Here is a 24,569-nt window from a genome sequence, read left to right on the forward strand (position 1 = left end):
GAGGCGGAGGGGGCGGCGACGCCTCCTCCGTTTTTTCTACCGGCTGCGCCCTCCGTGGAGGGGCGCGGCCTCGCTGCTCCCCTGCGTGCGGGGGAGCTGTCAGCGAAGCTGACTGAGGGGGCGCTCCGCAGCGGCCAGTGCCCCGATCCGGTCTTCCGCCAGCTGCTGCATCCACATCGCGACTGCGTCCGGGTCCTCGAGGACGCGTCTCGCTGAAATCCGGGCCACGGCGACCCCTAGATCATTGAGATATCGATCGCGCCGCCCCATCGATCTCGATGCAGAGCCGCGCCTGCGTGCAGTAGAAATCCAGAAACCGGATGCTGTCGGCGAAACCGCGGGCCATCGACGAAGCCGCTCGTTTTCAGCCGCCGCCAGAGCAGCTTCTCGGGAAGGCTCAGGCGGCTTCGGAGGTCTCTCGCAAGACGACGGGTGCGGCTGGTTGCGCGCGTTTGGTGAAGCTAGCGTAGAGCGCCCCCTCCGTCTCGGCGCTTGCGCGCCGATCCACCTCCCCCGTGTTACGGGGGAGGAGCGATTACGCTCACGCCTTCTTGTGATTTACAGCGCGGGGAACTGCGCTTAAGCCTCGCCACGATGCGGAAGGGCGCGCTCTTCAGTTTGATCTTGTTCGCCCTGCCGGCGGTCGCCGCAGCGAAACCGCCAGTGGTGGTGGAGCTGTACACCGCGCAGGGCTGCGCCTCGTGCACCGAGGCCAACAGCTACGCCGCGAAGCTGGCCGAGCGGCCGGGCGTGCTGCTGCTCACCTTCCCGGTCGATTATTGGGACTACCTCGGCTGGCCCGACACCTTCGCTAGGCCGGAGTACGCCGAGCGGCAGAAGGCCTATGTCGCGCGCCTGGCGTTGAACGAGCCCTACACCCCACAGGTGATCGTCGACGGCCGCGCCCAGGCGCCAGGCCTGCGTCCGGAGAAGGTCGACAAGCTGGTGCGCGACGCGGCCAAGGCGCCGGCTGATCCCCCGCAGATCCGCTTTATGGGGCCGCGCCGCGTCGACGTCGGCACCGGCCGTCCGCCGCGCGGCGGGGCCGAGGTCTGGATGGTGCGCTACGACCCGCGCGAGCAGGAGGTCGCCGTGAAGAGCGGCGACAACCGCGGCCAGACCGTCGTGCAGAAGAACGTCGTGCGCGAGATGAAGCGGCTGGGCCCCTGGCGCGGCCGCGCCCAGGCCTATCGCCTGCCGAAGGCCGCGGAGAGCGGGCTGGTCACGGTGGTGATCGTCCAGGGCGCCCGCGGCGGCCGGGTGCTCGGCGTCGCTCGCAAAAGCTGAGCTGCATCCTCAGGCCGACAAGCCCGCCCCGTGCAAGTCCGTCCCAGACATACAAGAGCCCGCGTGGCTGGAGAGGTCCACGCGGGCTCAAGTAGAGGGGGATCTGTGTGTCGGCTGACCAGCTCATCGATCCTGGGGGGCTGGGGGGGCTGTTCAGGATCCGGGACCGACGCGCGCGGCCAACCGACACTGGTCATAAAACACCTGGGTTCTGTCCCGCAGGTGCCCGAAATAAGGTGATTTCAGGGCGCAAAATTACGTCGGGTTCATAGTGTGGCCCGCGCGCCGCGCTCGCCATCCGACCGATTTTCGGTTTAGGCTGGTGGTCGATGGCTTTCGACCCGTCCTACGCCGCGCCCGGCGGGGCGCGTACTTTCTTCGAGCGCCGCGAGCTGGAGCGGCTGCTTCGCCTCTACGGACGGATGGTGGCGGCGGGGGAATGGCGCGACTACGCCATCGACGGGCTGCACGACGCCGCGGTCTTCTCCGTCTTCCGCCGCGCCTCCGAAGCGCCCCTCTATCGCATCGAGAAGCGCCCGGCGCTGGCTCGCAAACAGGGCGCTTGGGCGGTGATCGGTCACGGCGAGATGATCCTGAAGCGCGGCCACGAGCTGGAGCAGGTGCTGCGGTTTTTCGACAAGGGCCGCTTCAAGGTCGTGGACTAGCCGCTGCAGAACGCCCCCTCAGTCAGCTTCGCTGACAGCTCCCCCGCACGCGGGGGAGCAGCGTGCGCCCGCTCCTCCCCTGGGAAGCGGGGGAGGTGGATCGCGCCGCAGGCGCGAGACGGAGGGGGCGTTGGCTGGGGCGCAAACAAAAACCCCGGCGGTTTCCCGCCGGGGCTTCCGGTCTCTCGGAGATCCTGGTGCGGTTAGCGGCGGTTGCCGAGGAACGCCATCAGGAATTGGAAGAGGTTGATGAAGTTGATGTACAGGCTCAGCGCGCCGTAGTTGGTCGCCACCGCCATCGAGTTCTGGTCGCCGCCCAGCTGGTAGTAGGTCATCTTCAGGTTCTGGGTGTCGTAGGCGATCAGGCCCGAGAAGATCAGCACGCCGAGCGCGCTGATGATGAAGCTGAAGCCCGGCGGGTTCCAGAACATGCCGACCAGCGAGGCGATGATCAGGCCCCACAGGCCCATGATCAGGAAGGTGCCGAAGCCCGACAGGTCCTTCTTGGTGGTGTAGCCGAACAGGCTGAGGCCGCCGAACGCCGTCGCGGTGATCAGGAAGGTCATCGCCACCGAGGAGCCAGTGTAGGCCAGCAGCCAGACGCCGAGGCCGGCGCCGATCGCGGTCACGACCGACCAGTAGATGATCCCGGCCGCGCGCGGGCTCGGGTTGCGCATGAACATCGCGCCCAGCAGCACCGCCAGGGGCGCGAAGCGGACGATGGTGCCCAGCAGGGTGAAGCCGGCCAGGCGGCCGTCCGGCGTGGTCACATAAAGCAGCTGCGTCACCGGCGCGAAGTCGGCGGTCAGCCAGGCCAAGCCGGCGGACAACAGGAGGCCCAGCGCCATCTTGTTGTAAACGCCGAGCATGAAGCTGCGAAGACCCGCGTCCACCGACATGTCGGCGCGATCGGCGGGGATCGAGCGCGTGTAGCCGCGGTTGAAGTCGCTCATTGAGACGAGCCCTTGGTCAAGCGCCCAGGTCGGACGCAACGCGAATATCGTGTTCTGCGTGAGGCGAAGCAAGAGCCTACACATTAACGCGATTTAACCTGCGCCGTTTGGCGGCTGCGCTTTCGCCGGACCACTCGCCGCTGGCGGCGCCGGCGCGAATGCACGGCGTGGCTTGGGTGGGCGCGCAGCGCCGCTGCGCGTTAGTCTTAGGACCATGATCCGCCTCTTCGCCGCCGTCGCCGTCCCCGCCGAGATCGCCCAGGCGCTCGCCCGCCGCCAGACCGGCCTGAACGGCGCCCGCTGGCGCACCGCCGAGCAGATGCATCTGACGCTGCGGTTCTTCGGCGAGGTGCGCGAGGACGTCGCCCGCGACCTCGACGCCGAGCTGTCCACCGTCGGCGGCGCCCCATTCGCGATCATGCTCGAGGGCGCCGGGGCGTTCGGCGAGGGCGCGGACATCAACGCCGTCTGGGCCGGGATCGCCGAGAGCGAGCCGCTCAAACGGCTGGCCAAGGGCTGCGAGTCCGCCGCGCGCCGGGCCGGCCTGAAGCCGGAGACCCGCAACTTCCGGCCGCATGTCACGCTGGCCTACCTGCGCCGGGCCGAGCCCGACAGGGTCGCCCACTGGATCCAGGCCAACAACCTGCTGAAATCGCCGCCGATCTGGGTCGACCGCTTCGGCCTCTATTCCAGCTTCCTCGCCAGCGACGGCGCGCAGTACCGGCTGGAGGCGGAGTACGCCCTGTAAGTCCCTCCCTTAATGGGGAGGGAGGGGCTCACGCCTCGACCGCGTGGTCCTTGAGGATGCCGAGGGTGACGATCGCCAGGGTCTCCTCGTGGGTGGCTTCCAGCACCACCTTCGGCGCGGCGCCGGCGTCCAGCGCCTCCTTCCAGCGCGGCGCGCACAGGCACCAGCGGTCGCCGGGCTTGAGGCCGGGGAAGTTGTATTCGGGCATCGGCGTCGACAGGTCGTTGCCGACCGAGCGAGAGTAGGCGAGGAACTCCGCCGTCATCACCGCGCAGACCGTGTGCATGCCCTGGTCGGCGTGGTTGGTCTCGCAGCAGCCGTTGCGGAAGAAGCCGGTCACCGGCTCGGTCGAGCATGATTGCAGTTCGCGGCCCAGAACGTTCTTCGCGCCGGCGTCATAACGGGTGTTCATAGATCCATTCTAACCGCTTAGACGGGACGTCCGCCATGTCTCGCAGGAGCGCGAAAGCCCCATGACCGCCAACCGTCCCCGCCGCAGCGCGCTGTACATGCCGGCCTCGAACGCCCGCGCGATCGAGAAGGCCAAAAGCCTGCCCTGCGACGTGGTGATCCTTGACCTGGAGGACGCCGTCGCCCCGGACGCCAAGGTCGAAGCCCGCCAGCTGGCGGTCGAGGCGGTCAGGGCCGGCGGCTTCGGCGGCCGCGAGGTGGTGATCCGCGTCAACGGCCGGGACACGCCGTGGGGCGCGGCCGACCTCGGCGCGGCGGCCGCCGCCGGCGCCGACGCGGTGCTGGCGCCGAAGGTCTCGACTCCCGAGGACCTGGCGCACTACGCCGCCCCGCTGGGCGGCAAGACCCGGCTGTGGGCGATGATCGAGACCTGCGCCGCCGTCTTCCAGCTCGACGCCCTGGCCCGGGCCGCCGAGGCGGCGAAGAACGACGTCTGGATCGTCGGCGCCAACGACCTGGTGAAGGAGATGCGCTGCCGCGCCCGGCCCGACCGCGCGCCGCTGGCGCCGGCCCTGTCGCTGGCGGTGATGGCCGCCCATTCGCGCGGCCTGGCGATCCTCGACGGGGTCTACAACGACATCCCCAACCTCGACGGCCTGCAGGCCGAATGCGAGCAGGGGCTGGACTTCGGCATGGACGGCAAGAGCCTGATCCACCCCACCCACCTGGAGATCGCCAACCGCGCCTTCACCCCCGCCGCCGAGGCGGTGGCCTGGGCGCGCACCGTCGTTGACGCCTTCGCGGCGCCCGAAAACGCCGGGAAGGGCGTTCTGAAGGTGGAAGGCAAGATGGTCGAACGGCTGCATCTTGCCGAAGCCGAGCGGTTGATCGCGGTTTCGGAGGCGATCGCCGCCTTGCAAGGGTGACTGGATGAGACGCGCGCTGGCGGTGATCGGACTGGTTCTCGTGGTCGGCGGCTGCGCCGCCCGTGGCCCCGCCGGGCCGCGGGTCGAGGACCCCGGGCCGCTGCCGGAGCCGCCGAAGAGCTCGCAGCAGCAGGCCTATGACGCGCGGCTGCGCGCCTCGGCCGAGGCGGCGGAGGATTTCCAGGGCCCGCTCGACGGCGGCTGGACGCTGGCCGCCGCGAGCGGCGGCGACCTCTACGCCATCGAGCTGGTCGACAAGCGCAACCACGTCGAAGGCGCCTGGCGCGACCTTAAGCGCGAGGGCGATCCGCAGGGCTCGGGCCTGCTGGACGTGGTGCGCCGCGACGCCTCGGGCTTCGTGCTGAGCTTCCGGCCGAGCGGCCAGCGGCGGGTGGACGTCACCCTCGGGCCCGACCTGCGGGGCAACCTGGTGCAGGGCGGCGCGCGCACCCCGGTGACGCTGCGGCGCAATCCGAAGGGGCCGGCGCTAGATCCTCCCCCTCAGGGGGAGGTGGCCCGATAGGGCCGGAGGGGGTTTCCGCTCAGAAGGCCGGTGTTCGGCTTGATCAGCGTCTGAGCGGAAACCCCCTCAGTCGCTTCGCGACGGCTCCCCCTGAGCGGGAGCATCTCGGTCAGAGCCCCAGCGCCTGGCGTCCCGCCGCCAGCGCGGCCTCCAGCGCATCGACCGCATAGGCCTCGGCGGATCCCTGTCCCCACACCGGCCCGGGCCAGGCCGCGTCGTCTGGCCGGCGGCCGATCACGTGGATGTGCAACTGCGGCGTGACGTTGCCGAGCTGGCCGACGTTGAGCTTGGCGACCGGCCGGCCAAGCGCCGCGCCGATGGCCCGGACCGCGTCGCCGGCGGTGAGGATCTCGTCCATCAGCAGGCTCCGCTGTTCGGCCGTCAGGTCCTCCAGCTCGCGCGCGCCGTCTCGGCGCGGCAGCAGCACGATCCAGGGAAAGCGCGCGTCGGTCTGCAGCCGCGCCTGACAGAGCGCCAGCTCGCCCAGCAGCTGCGAGGTGGCGGAAAAGGCGGGATCGAGCTGGAACATGAGCGGGTCTCACCAACGTTGAATCCGGGCGGCGAGCGCTTGCGAATCACCCGCATGCGGCATTGCAGCACGGCTTTACGTGAGCTAGGTGACCCGCCGACCGCATCGGCGGCCACCTCATTCTAAGCTACTGGAGCAGACCCATGGCGACCAAGCAGCCGATCCGCGTCGCGGTCACCGGCGCCGCCGGCAACATCGGCTACGCCCTTCTCTTCCGGATCGCGTCCGGCGCCATGCTCGGCGCCGACCAGCCGGTCATCCTGCAACTGCTCGAGATCCCGACCGAAGGCGCCCAGAAGGCGCTGAAGGGCGTGGCCATGGAGCTGGAAGACTGCGCCTTCCCGCTGCTGCAGGACATGGTCCTCACCGACGACGCCAACGTCGCCTTCAAGGACGCCAACTGGTCGCTGCTGGTCGGCTCCAAGCCGCGCGGCCCGGGCATGGAACGCGCCGACCTGCTGAAAGACAACGGCAAGATCTTCATCGCCCAGGGCAAGGCGATCGACGCCGTGGCCGCCGACGACGCCCGCGTCGCCGTGGTCGGCAACCCCTGCAACACCAACGTGATGATCGCCGCCAGCCAGGCCAAGCGCCTGACGCCGGACCGCTTCACCGCCATGGTGCGCCTCGACGAAAACCGTGGCCGCGCCCAGCTGGCGAAGAAGGCCGGCGTATCGATCAACGACGTCAGCGAGCTGTTCATCTACGGCAACCACTCGCCGACGATGTTCGCCGATTTCACCCACGCCAAGATCGGCGGCAAGCCGGCCGCCGAGGTGATCGGCGACGAGGCCTGGCTGAAGAACGAGTACCTGCCGACCGTCGGCAAGCGCGGCGCAGCGATCATCGAAGCCCGCGGCCTGAGCTCGGCGGCCTCGGCGGCCAACGCCGCGATCGACCACGTCCGCGACCTGGCCACCCCGGGCGCGATCCACTCGCTGGCCGTCAACTCGGAAGGCCGCTACGGCTTCTCGGAAGGCGTCTGGGCCGGCATGCCGGTGAAGACCACCACCCCGGGCGCGTACGAAGTCCTGACCGGCTACGAGATGGACGAGTTCGCCAAGTCGAAGATCGCCATTACCAACGACGAGCTGGTCGGCGAGCGCGACACCGTGAAGGACATGCTGGGCTAAGGCCTGGCGCGACGCCTTCGGTTCACCCGAGGGCCGCTATCGAAGGGGCGTTCGCAGGCCGCGAGCGCCCCTTTTCTTTGCCGGCCGGCTTAGTGCTGGTCGTCGTCGTGCGCGCCGTCGTCGGCGATCTCGTTCAGCACGTCGATGCGGTGGGCGTAGACCGAGACCAGCGCCCGCCGCGAATAGCGCGCAGCGTCCTCGCGCAGCGCCGCCCAATCCCGCTGGTCGAGATCGAGCTCCGCAGGGTCGACGGCGCCGGACCGCCTGGCGCGGCCATAGGCGTTCGCCAATTCGCGGTCCGCCGCCGCCAGCTCCGGATCCGAACAGACCATCTGCTCAGCCGCCCCGGGCCCCGCCGCGGCGCAGTCGAAGCTGGCGGTGACCTGCGCTGCGGGGGCTTGCGCGGGCGCCGCCAGCGGCGCCGTCGGCGCCGGGGTCGGTGTGGTCATCTCCGGCGGCAGGGTCAGTCGGCCGCCGGTCTCGGGCAGGGGCGCCGGTCGTGGGGTCGGGGCGACCGCAACCCGCATCCGGCTGGGGGCGGGCGGCGCGGCTGCAGCTGCGGCCGGGAGCGGGGCCGGGGCCGGGGCGGCGTCGGGCGGCGCCTGGGGCAGCACCGAGGTCACCGGGATCGACGCCGGCAGGACGGATTGCAGGGGCGCAGGCAGGTGCGGCGCGGCCGGCGCGGGGGTCGCGACCCTCTGCGGCGGCGGCGGCGCGCGCGTCAGGGCGGCGAGGTCGGGCAGGGCGGGCAGCTCGGGCAGGCTGGGCAGCGCGGGAAGGGCGATGGGCCGTGCGCCGGTCAACCCGGGCTGGGACAGGGCGCCGGCCAGGATGCCCAGGCCCAGCGTCAGCACCACGCCGCCAACGATCATGTCACGCCGCCAGGGACGGCGCCGCGACCGCCCTGCGCGCCGCGGCGGCCAGGGTCGCGGGGCGTCTTCCGCCAAGCCGGCGTAGAGGGCTTCTTCCCGAGCTGCGCTCCGGTCGATCGGCATCGAGCAGGCCTCGTCAGCCGCGTCCTCGCGGGATTAATCCGCGAGCGGCTGCGACGGTTGCGACGACCGGGCCTGCGATGAAATCAATAGTCCTCGCGGTCGTCCTGCTCGGCCGCGCGTGCCTGGTCCTCGAGCTCGGCGATGCGGGCGAGGTAGATGTCGTGCACCGCCCAGGGCGCCTGGCGTGCGGCGTTGGCGCGGGCCTGCAGCCAGCGGCGCTGCTGGCGCTCCAGCCGATCGGGCGGCACGCCGGCGTCCTCGGCCTGGCGGTAGGCGCGGCTCAGCCGGCGCTCGGCGGCGCCCAGCGCCGGGTCGGAACAGGCGAGCGCCGCGCCGGGATCGGACGAGGCGCAGCGCGGCGCGGCCTTGGCGGTCTGCACCGGCGCTGCGGCCGCGCGGACCGGCTTCTCCGCCTGCTGCGCGGCCAGCCGCCGCTTCTGCGCCTTCTCCGCAGCCGCCTTCTCCTCTGCCGCCTGCTCGGCCAGCCGCCGCTCGGCGGCCTTCCTCTCGGCGACCTTCCTCTCGGCGGCCTTCTTCTCCGCGAGCTTCATCTCCGCCTTCTCTGCGGCCCGCTTCTCGGTGAGGCGACGTTCGGTCTTGGCGCGCGCCGTCTGCTGGGCCTTCTCGTGCGCCTCGGCCTCGGCGGCGGCGAGGCGGGCCTTCTCCAGCCGGCGCTTGCGCGCGGCGGCGGCCGCAGCTTCGGCCTCCGCCTGGGCCTCGGCGCGCGCCTCGCGGGCGGCGCGCTCGGCCTCGGCCTTCTTGCGTGCGGCCGCCGCAGCCGCCTTGCGCGCGTCCGGCGCCGGTTTCGGCGGCGCGGCGTCGACCAGCCGTGTCGGGGCGACGGCGCGGACTTTCACCAGGCCGTCGGGACGCGGCTTCGGCGCGATCAGCTCGGGCTCTGCGGCCGGTCCGGCCGGTGCGGTTTCGCTTCGGGCCGGCGCGGCGACTTCGGTGCGGGGCGCCGCAGCTTCGGGCTGGGGTTGGGCTTCGGGCGTCGGCGCGGCGGCGGGCGCGGGCGGCCGGTCGACGCGGATCTCGATCTGCCGCGGGGCGGGCGGCCGCGCCGGCGCGGCGGCGGCCGGACGCGGCGGCGGAGCGCCGTCGAGGCTGGACGGCCGGGCCCACAGCCCGAGGCCGGCGCCCAGCACGCAGGCGCCGACGACGCCCGCGGCCATCAGCGGCGGCGAGATGCGCGGCGGCCGGCTGACCAGCAGGTCGGCGGCGTGGTCCTTCGACGGATCGAACGGCATTTGCGGGGTCCCAACGACAGCGAGGCCCCTCGACGCGCGACAGAGTGAGTCCGGCCACGCCCTGACCGAACCTGCCCCGCCGCACGCTCTCCCGCCGCAATTGAGGCACAATCTTGGCAAAAACGCCAGAGCTTCGCCGTTGCTGCAGCCGTCCAGGCCGCCGCAGGCGCCGAGCCCGGCGGACGTCGGACACTCTTCCGCCCGGATCGACGCGCTACAGCCGTCCGCGAGACTTTCGAGCGAAGACCGATGCACGAGCTGGTTTTCCACGACCCGACGGGGCGGCGGGCGCGCCGGATGCGGCTGCTGACCGGGGTGCTGATCTCCTTGGGCGCGCTGCTGGTCGCCGCCTTTTTCACCACCCTGGCGATCGCCCCGCGGCTGCCGACGGTCGCCCTGAAAGACCCGCAGACGCTGCAGGCGCTGCACGCCGAGACCGCCCATCGCCTCAAGGGCCGGCAGGCCTGGACGAAGGCGCCGCATCCGCATTCGCCAGTGGCCAGCGGCGTCGCCAAGCCGCTGTCGGTCGGCTTCTACGTCTCCTGGGACGAGAGTTCGCGCGAGTCGCTCGCCGACCATATCGACCAGCTCGACGTGGTCTCGCCGCAGTGGGTGCAGCTGGGCGGCGGCGGCGGCCGGGTGAGCATCACCGCCGATCCGCAGGCCCGGGCGACGATCGCCGCCGCCAAGCGCCCGCCGTCGATCATGCCGGGGGTGTTCAATGCGCGCGACGGGGTCTGGGACGGCGCGGCCGCCGACGCCCTGCTCGCCGGCCCGGCGGCGCAGCAGCGGCTGATCGCCACCCTGGCGGCGCAGGCGCAGAAGCGCGGCTTCGCCGGCTACGTCTTCGACCTGGAGAGCCTCTCGCCGGCCTCGGTGCAGCGCTATCCGGCCTTCCTGGCGCGGGCGCGCGCGGCGCTGCAAGCCAGCGGTTGGAAGGTGGGTGACCGTGCCGTTCGAGGGCGGCTGGCCGCTGCGGCGCATCCAGGCCGCCGCCGACGCCGTGGTGGTGATGGCCTACGACCAGCACTACGGCGGCGGCGATCCCGGCCCGCCCGCCGGTCGGGACTGGTTCGAGACCTGGCTGTCGCGCGACTTCGAGCAGCTCGACCCGGCCCACACGATCGTCGCGCTCGGGGCCTTCGGTGCGCCAGATCCTCGCCTCGGACTGGCCGAACCTGGAGGTGCTGGTGCTCGACGACGGCTCGGCCGACGACACCTCGCGGGTCGTCGCCGAGGCCTTCGCCGGCGAGCCGCGGGTGCGGCTGCGGCGGTTCGAGAACGGCGGCAAGGCCCGGGCGCTGAACCGCGGCCTGGCCGAGGCGCGCGGCGAGGTGATCGTCGCGCTCGACGCCGACACCCTGTTCCCGCCGTGCACCATTCCCAAGCTGGTCCGCTGGTTCGCCGACCCGCAGGTCGGCGCGGTCGCCGGGGCCGCGGTGGTCGGCAACCGCGGCAACCTGATCACCCGCTGGCAGGCGCTGGAGTATGTCACCACCCAGAACCTGGAGCAGCGGGCGCTGGCCGCATTGGGCGCGGTGACGGTGGTTCCGGGCGCGGTCGGCGCCTGGCGCAGCACCGCTCTGGCGGTGCTGGGCGGCCTATCCGGCGGACACCCTGGCGGAGGATCAGGACCTGACGATCGCCGTCCAGCGGGCCGGCTGGACGGTCGAATTCGACCCCGAGGCGGGGGCCTATACCGAGGCCCCGGAGACCGTCGCCGGACTGCTGAAACAGCGCTTCCGCTGGTCGTTCGGCACCCTCCAGTGCCTATGGAAGCATCGCGCGGCGCTGTTCGACCCGCGCCGCCCGGTGCTTGGTTTTGTGGCGCTTCCACAGATCTGGCTGTTCCAGATCTTCCTCGCCGCGCTGGCCCCGCTGGTCGACCTGGCGATCATCTGGAGCGCGCTGTCGGCGCTGTACGGCTGGGCTTTCCATCCGATCGAGTGGTCGTCGGACGATCTGATGCGGCCGCTGTTCTACTGGGCCGCCTTCATTTTCCTCGACCTCTCCGCAGGGGCGCTCGGCATGGCGCTGGAGCGGCGGGCCCCGTGGGGCGACCTCGTGTGGATGCCGGTGCAGCGGTTCGGCTACCGCCAGCTGATGTACTTCGTGGTCGTCAAGGCGATCCGCGCGGCGGTCGACGGGGCGCGGGTCGGCTGGGGAAAACTGGATCGGCGGGCCACCGCGGCGGTGGGGGCCGCGGAGTGACCAGGCGCCCGCTAAGTGCGCAAAAGGACCGCGAAAAACGGCCGGCGCCCAGAAGCGCGGCAAGATGAGGCGATGCATCTGCAGAGCTCATCGCCGCAGCGCACAAATAGCTTGCCGGGAGGGGCAAAAACCGCCGCTCGCGCGGTTGCCAGCCTCAGGCATGGCGCCTATAACGCCCGCCACTCGCCGACCCGGCGATGTCAATAGGCAAGTGCCCGCGACCTCATGAACATTCACGAACACCAAGCCAAAGCCGTCCTCAAAGAGTTCGGCGTAGCCGTTCCGCGCGGTTATCCCGCGTTCTCCGTGGAAGACGCCGTCAAGGCAGCCGAGCAACTCGGTGGGCCGGTGTTTGTCGTTAAGTCCCAGATCCACGCCGGTGGGCGCGGCAAGGGCAAGTTCGAGGGCCTCGGCCCCGACGCCAAGGGCGGCGTTCGGGTCCTGAAGTCGGTGGAAGATGTCAAGACCAACGCCGCCGAGATGCTCGGCCGCGTGCTGGTCACCCACCAGACCGGTCCCGCCGGCAAGCAGGTGAACCGCCTCTACGTCGAGGAAGGCGCCGCGATCGCCAAGGAATTCTACCTGTCGCTGCTGGTTGACCGCGACTCGAGCCGGGTCTCGGTCGTCGCCTCGACCGAAGGCGGCATGGACATCGAGGACGTCGCCCATGCGACGCCCGAGAAGATCATCACCTTCACGATCGACCCGGCGACGGGCGTGTGGCCGCACCACGGCCTGGCGCTCGGTCAGGCGCTCGGCCTGAAGGGCGATCTGGCGAAGCAGGCGACCAAGCTGCTCAACCAGCTCTACGAAGCCTTCCTGGCCAAGGACATGGCCATGCTCGAGATCAACCCGCTGATCGTCACCGCTGACGAGCAGCTGCGGGTGCTCGACGCCAAGGTGTCGTTCGACCCCAACGCCCTCTACCGCCACCCGGACATCAAGGCGCTGCGCGACGAGAGCGAAGAGGACCCGAAGGAGATCGAGGCCTCCAAGCACGACCTCTCCTACATCGCCCTCGACGGCACCATCGGCTGCATGGTCAACGGCGCCGGCCTGGCGATGGCCACCATGGACATCATCAAGCTCTACGGCGCTGCGCCGGCGAACTTCCTCGATGTCGGCGGCGGCGCGACGAAGGAGAAGGTGACGGCGGCGTTCAAGATCATTACCGCCGACCCGAACGTGAAGGGCATCCTGGTCAACATCTTCGGCGGCATCGCCCGCTGCGACATCCTGGCCGAGGGCGTCATCGCCGCGGTCAAGGAGACCGGCCTGAAGGTGCCGCTGGTGGTGCGCCTCGAAGGCACCAACGCCGAGCTCGGCAAGGAAATCATCAACAAGAGCGGCCTGAACGTGATCGCCGCCAACGATCTCTCCGACGGCGCGGAAAAGATCGTCAAGGCCGTGCAGGGGGCCGCCTAATGTCAGTTCTGATCGGTAAAGACACTCGCGTCATCTGCCAGGGCATCACCGGCTCGCAGGGCACGTTCCACTCGGAACAGGCGATCGCTTACGGCACCAAGATGGTCGGCGGCACCTCGCCCGGCAAAGGCGGGACCAAGCACATCGGCCTGCCGGTGTTCAACACGGTGGGCGAAGCCGCCCGGGAAACCGGCGCCGACGCCAGCGTGATCTACGTGCCGCCGCCGTTCGCGGCCGACGCCATCCTCGAAGCCATCGACGCCGAGATCCCGCTGATCATCTGCATCACCGAGGGCATCCCGGTGGCCGACATGGTCAAGGTGAAGCGCTCGCTGTCGGGCTCCAAGTCGCGGCTGATCGGTCCGAACTGCCCGGGCGTGCTGACGCCGGGCGAGTGCAAGATCGGCATCATGCCGGGCAACATCTTCAAGCGCGGCTCGGTGGGCGTTGTTTCGCGCTCCGGGACGCTTACCTACGAGGCGGTCTTCCAGACCACCAACGTCGGCCTCGGCCAGACCACGGCGGTCGGCATCGGCGGCGACCCGGTGAAGGGCACCGAGTTCGTCGACGTGCTGCAGATGTTCCTGGACGACCCCGAGACCGAGTCGATCATCATGATCGGTGAAATCGGCGGCTCGGCGGAAGAAGCAGCGGCTGAATTCATCAAGAATTCACCCATCAAGAAGCCTATGGTGGGCTTCATTGCGGGCCGTACGGCGCCTCCGGGCCGCCATATGGGCCACGCCGGGGCGATCATCTCCGGCGGCAAGGGCGGGGCTGAAGACAAGATCGCGGCGATGGAAGCGGCGGGCATCCGCGTGTCTCCGTCCCCCGCGAAGCTGGGCGAAACCCTGCTTGAGGTGCTGAAAGGCGCCTGAGACGGCAAATTAGCGTAAGGGCGGTCCGCGCCTCGGCTCCTTTCATCAGAAGTCCGCGGCCGGCCTCCGGAAGGCGGACGAGATGGCGGACGACGCAGGTCTGATCAACGAGGTTCTCGCTGAGACCTCATTCCTCTACGGCGGCAATGCGGCCTTCGTAGAGGACCTGTATGCGAAGTGGGCGGCCGATCCCAATTCGGTCGAGCCGTCCTGGCGCGCCTTCTTCTCGACTCTCGGCGACCGCGCCGACGAGGTGAAGCGCGCCGTCGCCGACCCCGCCTGGCACAAGCCCGGCGTGCCGCAGCCCCGGCCCGAATGGCTGTCCGCCCTGGACGGCCTGTGGCCGGCGGTGCAGGCCAAGGTCGGCGCCAAGATCGCCGAACGCCAGCCTGAAATCTCCGGCGACGCCGTGCGCGCCGCCACCCTGGATTCGCTGCGCGCGATCATGATGATCCGCGCCTACCGGATGCGCGGGCATCTGAAGGCCAATCTCGACCCGCTCGGCATCGCCACCACCCCGGGCGACGCCTCCGAACTGGATCCGGCGACCTACGGCTTCGCCGAAAGCGACTTCGACCGGCCGATCTTCCTCGACTATGTGCTGGGCCTCGAGACCGCGACGCTGCGCGAGATCCTCGAGATCCTGCGCCGCACCTACTGCGGCAACATCGGCGTGCAGTACATGCACATCTCCGATCCCAAGGAGAAGGCCTGGCTGCAGGAGCGGATCGAGGGCCGCGACAAGGAGATCACCTTCACCAAGGACGGGAAGGTGGCGATCCTCAAGAAGCTGATCGAGGCCGAGGGCTTCGAGCGCTTCCTCCACCGTCGCTTCCCCGGCACCAAGCGCTTCGGCCTCGACGGCGGCGAGTCGATGGTCCCGGCGCTCGAGCAGATCATCAAGCGCGGCGGCGCGATGGGCGTGCAGGACATCGTGGTCGGCATGCCGCACCGCGGCCGCCTGAACGTCCTGGCCGCGGTGATGGGCAAGCCCTACCAGGTCATCTTCCACGAATTCCAGGGCGGCTCGTCGCTGCCCTCCGACGTCGAAGGCTCCGGCGACGTCAAGTATCACCTGGGCGCCTCGTCGGACCGTGAGTTCGACGGCAACACCGTCCACCTGTCGCTGACCGCCAACCCGTCGCACCTCGAGATCGTCAATCCGGTGGTGATCGGCAAGGCTCGGGCCAAGCAGGCCTTCACCCTGCGCGAGACGCCGACCGCCGGCCGCAGCCACGTGCTGCCGCTGCTGCTGCACGGCGACGCCGCGTTCGCCGGCCAGGGCGTGGTCGCCGAGTGCTTCGCGCTGTCCGGCCTGAAGGGCTACGGCGTCGGCGGCACCATGCACTTCGTGGTGAACAACCAGATCGGCTTCACCACCAGCCCGAAGAACTCCCGCTCCTCGCCCTATCCGACCGACGTCGCGCTGATGGTCGAGGCGCCGGTGTTCCACGTGAACGGCGACGATCCGGAAGCCGTCACCTACGCCGCCAAGGTGGCCACCGAATACCGGATGCTGTTCGGCAAGGACGTGGTCATCGACATGTTCTGCTACCGCCGGTTCGGCCACAACGAGGGCGACGATCCGACGATGACGCAGCCCTTGATGTACCAGAAGATCAAGGGCCACCCCTCGGTGCGCGAGCTCTACGCGACCCGTCTGGTCGCCGAAGGCGTGGCGACCCAGGGCGAAGTCGACGGCTGGGTCGCCGAGTTCGCGGCCTTCCTCGACCGCGAGTTCGACGCCGGCAAGTCCTACAAGCCGAACAAGGCCGACTGGCTGGACGGCAAGTGGGCGGGCCTGCGGCTGCCGGAAGGCGACGAGCGCCGGGTGACCGGCGTGCCGAAGACCAAGCTGCTCGACCTCGGCCGCAAGATCACCAGCATCCCCGAGCGGATCACCGTTCATAAGACCGTCGAGCGGGTGATCCACGCCCGCCGCGACGCGATCGAGTCGGGCGCCGGCCTCGACTGGGCGACCGGCGAGGCGCTGGCCTTCGCCACCTTGCTCGACCAGGGCTATCCGGTGCGTCTGTCCGGCCAGGACAGCGTGCGCGGCACCTTCACCCAGCGGCACGCCGGCGTCGTCGACCAGGCCTCTGAGGAAACCTACTTCTCGCTGCGCAACCTGGGTCCGAACCAGGCGCACTTCGAGGTGCTGGACTCGGCGCTGTCGGAAGAGGCGGTGCTGGGCTTCGAGTACGGCTTCTCGCTCACCGACCCGAACACCCTGACCATGTGGGAAGCGCAGTTCGGCGACTTCGTGAACGGCGCCCAGGTGGTGATCGACCAGTTCATCTCGTCCGGCGAACGCAAGTGGCTGCGGATGAGCGGCCTGGTGATGCTGCTGCCGCACGGCTACGAAGGCCAGGGTCCCGAGCACTCCTCGGCGCGTCTTGAGCGCTTCCTGCAAAGCTGCGCCGAAGACAACGTGCAGGTGATCAATCCGACCACGCCGGCGAACTACTTCCACGCCCTGCGCCGGCAGCTGCTGCGCGAGTTCCGCAAGCCGCTGATCGTCATGACGCCGAAGAGCCTGCTGCGGCACAAGCGGGCGGTGTCGAACCTGTCCGACCTGGCCGAGGGCTCGAGCTTCCACCGCGTGATGCCGGACGGGGCCGAAGCCGGCTGCGACGTCGGCGGCGTCACCCTGAAGCCGGACGCCGAGATCAAGCGCGTGCTGCTTTGCTCGGGCAAGGTCTACTTCGACCTCGTCGAGCGCCGCGCCGAGATCCGCCGCGACGACGTCTACATCATGCGCCTCGAGCAGTTCTATCCGTGGCCGCTGAAGTCGCTCTCCAAGGAGCTGAAGCGGTTCAAGAACGCTGAGCTGGTGTGGGTCCAGGAAGAGCCGAAGAACATGGGCGGTTGGACCTTCGTCGACCCGTGGCTGGAGCTCACGCTGGAGCGGCTGAACATCGCCGCCAAGCGCGCCCGCTACGTCGGCCGCCCGGCCTCGGCCTCGACGGCCGCGGGCCTGATGAGCCGACATCTGAAAGAACTCGAAGCCTTCCTCAAGGAAGCCTTCGCCTAAACGATCCCGCTGAACCTACGCCGACCGAGAGCTTAAGGAGCCCCTTTCCCATGGCCGACATCATGACTCCTGCCCTGGGCGAGTCCGTCACCGAAGCCACCGTGGCGCGGTGGACGAAAAAAGCCGGCGATGCGGTGAAGAAGGACGAAGTCCTGGTCGAGCTGGAGACTGACAAGGTCAGCCTCGAGGTCGCCGCGCCGGCCGACGGCGTGCTCGCCGAGATCGCCGCCGACGAAGGCGCGACGGTGACCCCGGGCGCGGTGCTCGGCCGGGTGACCGAAGGCGGCGTGGCCGCTGCGGCCCCCGCCAAGCCGGCCGCCGCGCCGGCCCCGCGCCTGCCGCCGCCCCGGCGCCGGCCGCCGCCGCTCCGGCCAAGGCCGAGCCGGTGCTGGCCCCCTCGGCCCAGCGTGTGGTCGCCGAGAACCGCCTCGACGCGGGCGCCATCGCCGGCTCCGGTAAGGACGGCCGGATCACCAAGGGCGACGCCCTGGCCGCGCTGGAATCCCGCGCCAGCGCCCCGGCGCCGGCCGCCGCGCCGCAGGCGTCGCGCTCGGTCCACGAGCGCGAAGAGCGCGTGCGGATGACCCGCCTGCGCCAGACCATCGCGCGCCGCCTGAAGGAGGCGCAGAACGCCGCGGCCATGCTCACCACCTTCAACGAGGTGGACATGAGCGCGGTGATGGCGCTGCGGAACCAGCACAAGGACGCCTTCGAAAAGCGCCACGGCGTGAAGCTCGGCTTCATGGGCTTCTTCGTGAAGGCCGTGGTCCACGCGCTGAAGCAGGTGCCGGAGGTCAACGCCGAGATCGACGGCGTCGACCTGATCTACAAGAACCACTACGACATCAGCGTCGCGGTCGGCACCGAGAAGGGCCTGGTCACGCCGGTGCTGCGTGACGCCGACCTGCTCAGCCTCGCCGGCGTGGAGAAGGGCATCGGCGCCCTCGGCAAGAAGGCCCGCGACGGCCAACTGGCGCTGGAGGACCTGCAGGGCGGGACCTTCACCATCTCGAACGGCGGGGTCTACGGCTCGCTGATGTCGACGCCGATCCTGAACGCCCCGCAGTCGGGCATCCTGGGCATGCACAAGATCCAGGAGCGTCCGGTGGCGGTGAACGGCCAGGTGGTGATCCGGCCGATGATGTACCTCGCGCTGAGCTACGATCACCGCATCGTCGACGGCCAGGGCGCGGTGACCTTCCTGGTCCGCGTCAAGGACGCCATCGAAGATCCGCAGCGCCTGCTGCTGGACATCTGATCCGCGTAGTCCTCCGCCCCTTCCGGTCCGCCGGGAGGGGCGTCCGCTATCTGGCGTCGCCTCTGCGCGCCCATTCAAGCTGAGCAAGTTCGACCATGTCTGAACCCACTTCCTACGACGTCGTCATCATCGGTGGCGGGCCCGGCGGCTACAACGCCGCGATCCGCGCCGGCCAACTGGGCCTGAAGGCGGCGGTCGTCGAAAAGCGGGTCACCCTGGGGGGCACCTGCCTGAACGTCGGCTGCATGCCGTCCAAGGCCTTGCTGCACGCCTCCGAGCTCTACGCGGCGGCCAACCACGAGTTCGCCCATCTCGGCATCGAGGTCACGCCGAAGCTGAACCTCGTGCAGATGATGAAGCAGAAGGCCGAGTCGGTGACCGCGCTGACCAAGGGCATCGAGTTCCTCTTCAAGAAGAACAAGGTGACCTGGGTGAAGGGCGCGGGCCGCATCGCCGGCCCCGGCCAGGTCGAGGTGACCGCCGAAGACGGCCAGGTGACCCAGCTCGCCGCCAAGAACATCGTCATCGCCACGGGCTCCGAGCCGGCCGGCCTGCCGGGCGTCGAGGTCGACCAGGAGCGCATCGTCGATTCCACCGGCGCGCTGTCGCTGCCGGAAGTGCCGAAGTCGCTGGTGGTGATCGGCGCCGGCATCATCGGCCTGGAGTTGGGCTCAGTGTGGCGCCGTCTCGGCGCCGAGGTCACCGTCGTCGAGTTCCTCGACCGCATCTCGCCCGGGATGGACGCCGAGGTCGCCAAGGCCTTCCAGAAGGAGCTGACCAAGCAGGGCATGAGCTTCAGGCTTGGCACCAAGGTCACCGGCGCCACGACCAGCAAGAAGGGCGTCACCCTGACCATGGAGCCGGTCGCCGGCGGCGCGGCCGAGACGCTCGACGCCGACTACGTGCTGCTGGCCATCGGCCGGCGGCCCTACACCAACGGCCTGGGCCTGGAGACCGTCGGGATCACCCCTGATCAGCGCGGCTTCATCGCCACCGACCATTGGAAGACCTCGGCGCCCGGCGTCTGGGCGATCGGCGACGTGACGCTCGGCCCGATGCTGGCGCACAAGGCCGAGGAAGAGGCGGTCGCGGCGATCGAGGCGATCGCCGGCAAGGCGGCGCACGTGAACTACGGCATCATTCCGAGCGTGGTCTACACCGCCCCGGAAGTGGCCTGGGTCGGCCAGACCGAGGAAGAGCTGAAGGCCGAGGGCCGCGCCTACAAGTCTGGCAAGTTCCCGTTCCTCGCCAACAGCCGCGCCAAGATCAATCATGAGACCGAGGGCTTCGTGAAGGTGCTGGCGGACGCCGTCACCGACGAGGTGCTGGGCGTGCACATGATGGGCCCGTCGGTCAGCGAGATGGTCGGCGAGTACTGCGTGGCGATGGAGTTCCGCGCCGCGTCCGAGGACATCGCCCGCACCTGCCACCCGCACCCGACCCGCTCCGAGGCCCTGCGCCAGGCGGCGATGGGCGTGGAAGGCTGGACGATGCAGGCCTAAAGAGTCTGGCCTTGGCGCAGGACCTGGAGATCCGAAAGGCGCGGCCTGAGGAGCTCCAGGCCTGCGCCGACCTCTATCTGAAGGTGCTGGTCGAGACCTTCACCTGGCTGCCGCCCGAGCGGCACGACCGCAAGGAATTCCTGCGCTCGACCCGCGACGAGGAGATCTTCGTCGCCCTCGATCACGGCCGGATCCTCGGCCTCGCCGGCTTCTACCGGCCGATGAACTTCCTCCACTCCCTCTACGTCGAGGAGCGCGGCCGCGGGATCGGCAAGGCGCTGCTCGACCATGTCGTCGCCGCGGCGCGCGGCCCGGTCTCGCTGAAGGTGCAGGAGGCCAACCGCCGGGCGCAGGCCTTCTACGCCCGCGAAGGCTTCGTCGCGACCGAGCGCGGCCGCGATCCCGGGTCGGACGTCGTCTGGATCCGCCTGGTGCGCGAGCGGCGTGCGGCTGAAAGTTAATTAGGCGCGCCGGCCGCGCGGCGCGAACATGCGCCTCCTCGCATGGAGGCCGAGATGATCGCGCTCCTCCTGGCGGCCGGCCTCGCCGTGGCCCCGCCTTCGTCGCCCCTGGCGCCGTCACGCGCCTGTCCCTCCGGCATGGCGCAGGCGTCCGATCCCGCCATGCTGATGCGGCCGCAGGACTGGCCCGCCGCGCGGGCCCGCAAGCTCGGCGACCTGCCGCGCGCCAAGGCCGAGTACGCGGTGATGCGGCTGGTCGACGGCTGCATGGTCCCGGCGCCTGCGCGCTACCGCATCCCGTCGCCCTGATTGTCATCCCGGGACGACAGCAGTGGGCGGCGGCTAGCGCTCCAGGTAAGCCAGCCGCAGTTCGCGCTTCATCACTTTGCCGCTCGCGTTCTTGGGCAGGCTGTCGGCGAAGAACACCCGCTTCGGCCGCTTGTAGCCGGCCAGGTTCGCGCAGTGGGCCAGCACCTCGGCCTCGCTCAGCGCCGCATCGGGCTTGCGGACGATCACGGCGGTCACCGCCTCGACCCACTTGGGGTCGGGCAGGCCGATCACCGCGACTTCGACCACCCCGGACAGCCGGTAGAGGGTCTCCTCGACTTCACGGCTGGCGACGTTCTCGCCGCCGGTCTTGATCATATCCTTCTTGCGGTCGACGACGGTGATGTAGCCCTCGTCGTCGAGCGTCGCGAGGTCGCCGGAATGGAACCAGCCGCCCTCGAAGGCCGCGGCGGTCTTCTCCGGATCGTCGAGGTAGCCGAGCATCAGGTGCGGCGAGCGGTGGACGATCTCGCCGACCTCGCCGATCGCCACGTCACTCCCGTCGTCGTGCACCACCCGGGTCTCGACGTTGAGGCAGGGGCGGCCGGCCGAGCCCGGCTTGCGCAGCTGGTCCTCCGGCTTCAGCACCGTGGCCATTGGGGCCATCTCGGTCTGGCCGTAGCAGTTCCACAGGCGCAGCGCGGGCAGCCGCCGCTGCAGCTCCTTCAGCACCTCCACCGGCATGATCGAGGCGCCGTAGTAGCCCTTGCGCAGGGCCGACAGGTCGACCTGGTCGAACAGCGCCGAGCGCAGCAGCGCGATCCACACCGTCGGCGGGGCGAAGAACGAGCTGATCCGGTGCTCGGCCAGCAGCGACAGCACCTTCTCCGGCGCCGGCGCGGCGATGATCAGGTTGTAGCCGCCGGCCTGGATCGAGGGGCCCAGGAACACGTCGAGCTGGGCGCAGTGATACAGCGGCAGCGCGTGCAGGTGCCGGTCGCTGTCCTGGATCTCCAGGTCGGCGTGGCAGGTGGCGTACTCGGCGAGGATCGCCGCGTGGGTCAGCACCACCCCCTTGGGCAACGCCTCGGTGCCGCTGGTGTACATGATCTGCGCCACCTGCTCGGCGCCGAAGCCCGGGTCGACGAAGGGCGCGGTGCAGGCGGCGATCTCGTCGAAGCTGACGGTTCCGGCGGGTTGGGCGGTCGGCGTCTCGCCGGGCAGCCAGATCAGCTCGCGCACGCCGGGGGCTTCGGCGGCGGCCGCCGCGCCGAGGGCGGCGAACTCGGCGTCAACGCAGAGCCGGCTCGCCCGGCAGTGGCGCAGGATGTAGGCGGCTTCCGCCGGCTGCAGCATGAAGTTGATCGGCGCCATCGCCGCGCCGAGCCGCGCCAGGCCGAACCGCAGGGCGGCGAAGCTGTGCGAATTGCGGGCGATCACCGCCACCCGGTCGCCGGGCCGGACGCCACGCGCGGCGAGGCCGGCGGCGACCCGCGTCGCGATCGCGTCGAACTCCGCGTAGGTCCAGGCGGTCGCGCCGCAGACGATCGCGGTGCGCACGGGAAACCGCGCCGCTGTCCGTCGCAGCGCGTCGCCCAGCGTCTGCCTGCGGATCAGGTCGGGCGCCGGCTGTGCCAGCTTGTCGGTCATAGGTTCCTCCCGCCGTCATCATAGCTGTCATCCCGGAAGCCGCGCAGCGGCTGTCCGGGACCCATGAACACGGCGGCGCTGAGTGAAGCGCCGCTTCGCGAGACATTCCAAGATCGATGTTCATGGATCCCGGTCTTCGCTCCGCGAAACCGGGATGACAGTTGCTGGGCCTACGCCCGCGGGTGCGCCTTCGAATAGGCCGACAGCAGGCGCTCCGCGTCGACCTCGGTGTAGCGCTGGGTGGTCGACAGCGAGGCGTGGCCGAGCAGCTCCTGGATCGAGCGCAGGTCGGCCCCGGCGCCCAGCAGGTGGGTGGCGAACGAATGGCGCAGCGCGTGCGGCGTGGCGCTGGCGGCGAGGCCGAGGCGGCTGCGCAGGGTCTGCACCGTCGCCTGCACGTGGCGTGGCGACAGCGCCCCGCCGCGCTTGGCGCGGAACAGCGCGTCCTGCGGCCCCAGCACGAACGGCAGCTCGGCGAGGTAGGCGTCGACCGCCGCGCGGACCACCGGCAGCACCGGGACGATGCGGGTCTTCGAGCCCTTGCCGGTGATCCGCAGCTCCACGCCTAGCGGGGCGTCGGCGCGGGTCAGCGACAGCGCCTCGGAGATCCGCAGGCCGCAGCCGTAGAGCAGGGTGAGCACCGCCTGGTCGCGGGCCGCCTCCCAGTCGGCGCGGTCCGGGTCCAGCGCCGGCTCGGCGATCAGGCCGCGCGCCTGGTCCTCGGTCACCGGGCGCGGCGCGCCAGGCTTCACCCGCGGGCCGCGCACCAGGCCGATAGCCGCGTTCGGCGCGTCGAGCCGCAGGTCGAGGAAGCGGTGGAAGGTGCGGATCGCCGACAGCGCCTGGGACAGCGAGCGCGGCGACAGCGGCCGGTCGCCGGACCGCAGGTGCGCCAGCCAGGCGCGCACCTCGCCGGCGGTGACCTCGGCGAGGCTGGGCACGGTCATCGCCTCGCCGCGGTGCCGTTCGAGAAAGGCGATGTAGCGCGCCGTGGCGAAGCCGTAGGCCTCCAAGGTCCGCGGCGAGGCGCGGCGCTCGTTGGCCAGGTGCGCGAGCCAGAGCGCCCGGGCTTCGCCTGCGCTCAAGGGGGCGGCGCTCAGAGCAGCGGCCATCGCTCCGCCGTGCGCTCCACCACCCGGGCGAGGAAGGCCACCAGCTCGGAGCCCATGTCCGGGGTGAAGCCCTCAGGCTCGCGCGAGCCGAAAGCCAGCAGACCCTGCTGCGACGGCTCCCAGATCGCCATGCGCACCAGCGCCATCGACTGGATCTCGCCCTGGCGCGCGTCGAATAGGCCGAGCGCGGTCGGCAGCACGCCCATCCGGGCCAGGCCGTGGTCGCCGAGGATCATGTCCACCTGGCCCTCGACCAGCATCTTCCAGCCCGCCGGCGCGCGTTCGCTCTCCAGGGCGATCACCCCGGCGGCGAGGCCGAAGCGGTGCTGGGCCAGATGGTCGAGGCGGTGGGCGAGGTCGGCGTGGTTGCGGGCGTCCAGCAGGTCGACGACCGCGCCGTGGATCTGCGCCTGGGCGGCGAAGTTCGAGCGGGCGATCTCCTCCAGCTGCTGGCGCTGCAGCGCCTCGCGCTGGTGGGCGGCGTGCACCCGGGCGAGCGCCGCCGGGCCGAAGTCGACGACGTTGGCGGCGTCGACCTTCAGGCCCAGCTCTTCCAACAGGCCGTGGTCCTCGCGCAGGAACTCCGGATTGTCGGCCAGGAAGCGCCGGACCGCGGACGGCTCCAGCGGGGCTTCTTCAATGCCGCCCTGCGTCCCGTCCATCCTGCGCCCCCGGTTGCCGTGTGGTCAGAGAATCGACTGACCGGTCTTGGCCCAATCGGCCATGAACAGTTCAAGGCCCTTCTCGGTTAACGGATGCTTGAAGAGCTCCTGGAACACCGACGGCGGAATGGTCGCGCAGTCGGCCCCGGCCATCGCCGCTTCCTTGACGTGCGCCGAGCTGCGGATCGAGGCCGCCAGGATCTCGGTGTCGTAGTCATAGTTGTCGTAGATGGTGCGGATCTCGGTGATCAGGTCCATGCCGTCGGCGCCGTGGTCGTCGAGCCGGCCGATGAACGGGCTGATGTAGGTCGCGCCCGCCTTGGCCGCGAGCAGCGCCTGGCTGGCCGAGAAGCACAGGGTGACGTTGGTGGCGATGCCCTCGTGGGCGAACTCGCGGGTGGCGATCAGGCCGTCGCGGGTCAGCGGCACCTTCACCACCACGTTGGGGGCGATGGCGGCCAGCTTGCGGCCTTCGTCCAGCATGCCCACCGTATCCATGGCGGCGACTTCGGCGCTGACCGGGCCCTCGACGGCGTCGCAGATCTCGGCGATGACCTGCAGCATCGGTCGACCCGACTTGGCGATCAGGGTCGGGTTGGTGGTCACCCCGTCCACCAGGCCGGTGGCGGCCAGGTCCTTCAGGATGTTGATGTCGGTGGTGTCGAGGAAGAGCTGCATCGATCAGACTT

At 70.3% G+C, this 24,569-nt stretch carries 24 protein-coding genes and 2 pseudogenes; 16 read left to right on the forward strand and 10 right to left on the reverse strand.

All coding sequences use genetic code 11. The annotated features are described in order from the left end of the window. Positions 1–236: 236 nt before the first annotated feature. A complete protein-coding gene (locus ACSQ14_RS01575; RefSeq protein WP_436015327.1) occupies positions 237–401 on the reverse strand; it encodes a hypothetical protein in 165 nt (54 codons plus the stop codon). A gap of 217 nt (positions 402–618) precedes the next feature. Here ACSQ14_RS01575 and ACSQ14_RS01580 point away from each other — a divergent pair, with 217 nt between their 5' ends. Together ACSQ14_RS01580 and ACSQ14_RS01585 are read left to right on the forward strand one after the other, a co-directional pair. After that, on the forward strand, positions 619–1,287 hold the full coding sequence (locus tag ACSQ14_RS01580) for a DUF1223 domain-containing protein (RefSeq protein WP_436009043.1): 669 nt from the start codon (positions 619–621) through the stop codon (positions 1,285–1,287). A gap of 329 nt (positions 1,288–1,616) precedes the next feature. After that, positions 1,617–1,952, forward strand: coding sequence for a DUF2794 domain-containing protein (locus ACSQ14_RS01585; RefSeq protein ID WP_436009045.1), 336 nt, complete (start codon positions 1,617–1,619; stop codon positions 1,950–1,952). Between the two features lie 203 nt (positions 1,953–2,155). On the opposite strand, the gene ACSQ14_RS01590 is transcribed toward ACSQ14_RS01585, so the two are convergent. Continuing rightward, positions 2,156–2,905, reverse strand: coding sequence for a Bax inhibitor-1/YccA family protein (locus tag ACSQ14_RS01590; RefSeq protein WP_436009047.1), 750 nt, complete (start codon positions 2,903–2,905; stop codon positions 2,156–2,158). Positions 2,906–3,119: 214 nt separating this feature from the next. On the opposite strand from ACSQ14_RS01590, the gene thpR reads away from it, so the two are divergent. Then, entirely contained in the window at positions 3,120–3,653 is a 534-nt protein-coding gene (thpR, locus tag ACSQ14_RS01595; RefSeq protein WP_436009049.1) for an RNA 2',3'-cyclic phosphodiesterase, read from the forward strand. A gap of 28 nt (positions 3,654–3,681) precedes the next feature. Here thpR and ACSQ14_RS01600 read toward each other — a convergent pair whose 3' ends face one another. Continuing rightward, positions 3,682–4,065: a DUF2237 family protein gene (locus ACSQ14_RS01600; RefSeq protein WP_436009051.1), complete on the reverse strand. Its 384-nt coding sequence runs from the start codon at positions 4,063–4,065 to the stop codon at positions 3,682–3,684. 61 nt (positions 4,066–4,126) lie between these two features. On the opposite strand from ACSQ14_RS01600, the gene ACSQ14_RS01605 reads away from it, so the two are divergent. Together ACSQ14_RS01605 and ACSQ14_RS01610 are read left to right on the forward strand one after the other, a co-directional pair. Continuing rightward, entirely contained in the window at positions 4,127–4,990 is an 864-nt protein-coding gene (locus tag ACSQ14_RS01605) for an HpcH/HpaI aldolase/citrate lyase family protein (protein WP_436009053.1), read from the forward strand. 4 nt (positions 4,991–4,994) lie between these two features. Beyond that, on the forward strand, positions 4,995–5,513 hold the full coding sequence (locus ACSQ14_RS01610; protein ID WP_436009055.1) for a hypothetical protein: 519 nt from the start codon (positions 4,995–4,997) through the stop codon (positions 5,511–5,513). A 109-nt stretch (positions 5,514–5,622) separates the two neighbouring features. Here ACSQ14_RS01610 and ACSQ14_RS01615 read toward each other — a convergent pair whose 3' ends face one another. Continuing rightward, on the reverse strand, positions 5,623–6,042 hold the full coding sequence (locus tag ACSQ14_RS01615) for an HIT domain-containing protein (protein WP_436009057.1): 420 nt from the start codon (positions 6,040–6,042) through the stop codon (positions 5,623–5,625). A 143-nt stretch (positions 6,043–6,185) separates the two neighbouring features. Between ACSQ14_RS01615 and ACSQ14_RS01620 the strand changes: the two genes are divergently transcribed. Continuing rightward, complete coding sequence (locus ACSQ14_RS01620; RefSeq protein WP_436009059.1) at positions 6,186–7,175, forward strand: malate dehydrogenase; 990 nt, start codon at positions 6,186–6,188, stop codon at positions 7,173–7,175. An 89-nt stretch (positions 7,176–7,264) separates the two neighbouring features. On the opposite strand, the gene ACSQ14_RS01625 is transcribed toward ACSQ14_RS01620, so the two are convergent. Both ACSQ14_RS01625 and ACSQ14_RS01630 read right to left on the reverse strand, forming a co-directional pair. After that, positions 7,265–8,047: a lysozyme inhibitor LprI family protein gene (locus ACSQ14_RS01625; RefSeq protein ID WP_436009061.1), complete on the reverse strand. Its 783-nt coding sequence runs from the start codon at positions 8,045–8,047 to the stop codon at positions 7,265–7,267. Positions 8,048–8,253: 206 nt separating this feature from the next. Continuing rightward, positions 8,254–9,420 carry a hypothetical protein gene (locus ACSQ14_RS01630; RefSeq protein WP_436009063.1) on the reverse strand — a complete coding sequence of 389 codons (1,167 nt, stop codon included), beginning with the start codon at positions 9,418–9,420 and terminating at the stop codon, positions 8,254–8,256. Positions 9,421–9,669: 249 nt separating this feature from the next. On the opposite strand from ACSQ14_RS01630, the gene ACSQ14_RS01635 reads away from it, so the two are divergent. The 10 genes and pseudogenes from ACSQ14_RS01635 to ACSQ14_RS01680 all read left to right on the forward strand — a co-directional run bounded on the left by ACSQ14_RS01635 (position 9,670) and on the right by ACSQ14_RS01680 (position 20,498). After that, positions 9,670–10,725, forward strand: coding sequence for a hypothetical protein (locus ACSQ14_RS01635; RefSeq protein WP_436009065.1), 1,056 nt, complete (start codon positions 9,670–9,672; stop codon positions 10,723–10,725). Further along, positions 10,611–10,970: pseudogene (locus tag ACSQ14_RS01640) on the forward strand (glycosyltransferase family 2 protein); the annotation flags it as partial. The gene ACSQ14_RS01635 and the pseudogene ACSQ14_RS01640, both read left to right, overlap by 115 nt. A 91-nt stretch (positions 10,971–11,061) precedes the next feature. Continuing rightward, positions 11,062–11,631, forward strand: a complete 570-nt coding sequence (locus ACSQ14_RS01645; RefSeq protein WP_436015329.1) for a glycosyltransferase — start codon at positions 11,062–11,064, stop codon at positions 11,629–11,631. Between the two features lie 225 nt (positions 11,632–11,856). Next, the gene (sucC, locus tag ACSQ14_RS01650) at positions 11,857–13,056 is read left to right on the forward strand and encodes an ADP-forming succinate--CoA ligase subunit beta (RefSeq protein WP_436009067.1); all 1,200 of its coding nucleotides are present in this window, start codon (positions 11,857–11,859) and stop codon (positions 13,054–13,056) included. Further along, positions 13,056–13,934, forward strand: a complete 879-nt coding sequence (sucD, locus tag ACSQ14_RS01655; protein WP_436009069.1) for a succinate--CoA ligase subunit alpha — start codon at positions 13,056–13,058, stop codon at positions 13,932–13,934. The genes sucC and sucD overlap by 1 nt, the downstream gene beginning before the upstream one ends. Positions 13,935–14,016: 82 nt before the next feature. After that, positions 14,017–16,968, forward strand: a complete 2,952-nt coding sequence (locus ACSQ14_RS01660) for a 2-oxoglutarate dehydrogenase E1 component (RefSeq protein ID WP_436009071.1) — start codon at positions 14,017–14,019, stop codon at positions 16,966–16,968. A 50-nt stretch (positions 16,969–17,018) separates the two neighbouring features. Then, a pseudogene (odhB, locus tag ACSQ14_RS01665) lies at positions 17,019–18,226 on the forward strand (2-oxoglutarate dehydrogenase complex dihydrolipoyllysine-residue succinyltransferase). A gap of 95 nt (positions 18,227–18,321) precedes the next feature. Next, the gene (gene lpdA / locus ACSQ14_RS01670; protein ID WP_436009073.1) at positions 18,322–19,728 is read left to right on the forward strand and encodes a dihydrolipoyl dehydrogenase; all 1,407 of its coding nucleotides are present in this window, start codon (positions 18,322–18,324) and stop codon (positions 19,726–19,728) included. 11 nt (positions 19,729–19,739) lie between these two features. Beyond that, positions 19,740–20,189, forward strand: coding sequence for an N-acetyltransferase family protein (locus ACSQ14_RS01675; protein ID WP_436009075.1), 450 nt, complete (start codon positions 19,740–19,742; stop codon positions 20,187–20,189). 54 nt (positions 20,190–20,243) lie between these two features. After that, positions 20,244–20,498: a hypothetical protein gene (locus tag ACSQ14_RS01680; RefSeq protein WP_436009077.1), complete on the forward strand. Its 255-nt coding sequence runs from the start codon at positions 20,244–20,246 to the stop codon at positions 20,496–20,498. Between the two features lie 33 nt (positions 20,499–20,531). On the opposite strand, the gene ACSQ14_RS01685 is transcribed toward ACSQ14_RS01680, so the two are convergent. From ACSQ14_RS01685 to fsa, 4 genes are all read right to left on the reverse strand, one after another. Then, positions 20,532–22,106, reverse strand: coding sequence for a fatty acyl-CoA synthetase (locus ACSQ14_RS01685; protein WP_436009079.1), 1,575 nt, complete (start codon positions 22,104–22,106; stop codon positions 20,532–20,534). Between the two features lie 170 nt (positions 22,107–22,276). Next, entirely contained in the window at positions 22,277–23,218 is a 942-nt protein-coding gene (locus ACSQ14_RS01690; RefSeq protein WP_436009081.1) for a tyrosine recombinase XerC, read from the reverse strand. Further along, on the reverse strand, positions 23,203–23,880 hold the full coding sequence (locus ACSQ14_RS01695; protein ID WP_436009083.1) for a DUF484 family protein: 678 nt from the start codon (positions 23,878–23,880) through the stop codon (positions 23,203–23,205). The genes ACSQ14_RS01690 and ACSQ14_RS01695 overlap by 16 nt, the downstream gene beginning before the upstream one ends. A gap of 24 nt (positions 23,881–23,904) precedes the next feature. Then, on the reverse strand, positions 23,905–24,558 hold the full coding sequence (fsa, locus tag ACSQ14_RS01700) for a fructose-6-phosphate aldolase (RefSeq protein WP_436009085.1): 654 nt from the start codon (positions 24,556–24,558) through the stop codon (positions 23,905–23,907). Positions 24,559–24,569: the final 11 nt, after the last annotated feature.

Origin of the sequence: Phenylobacterium sp. LjRoot219 (genome assembly GCF_964252995.1) — a bacterium.
GTDB lineage: Bacteria > Pseudomonadota > Alphaproteobacteria > Caulobacterales > Caulobacteraceae > Phenylobacterium.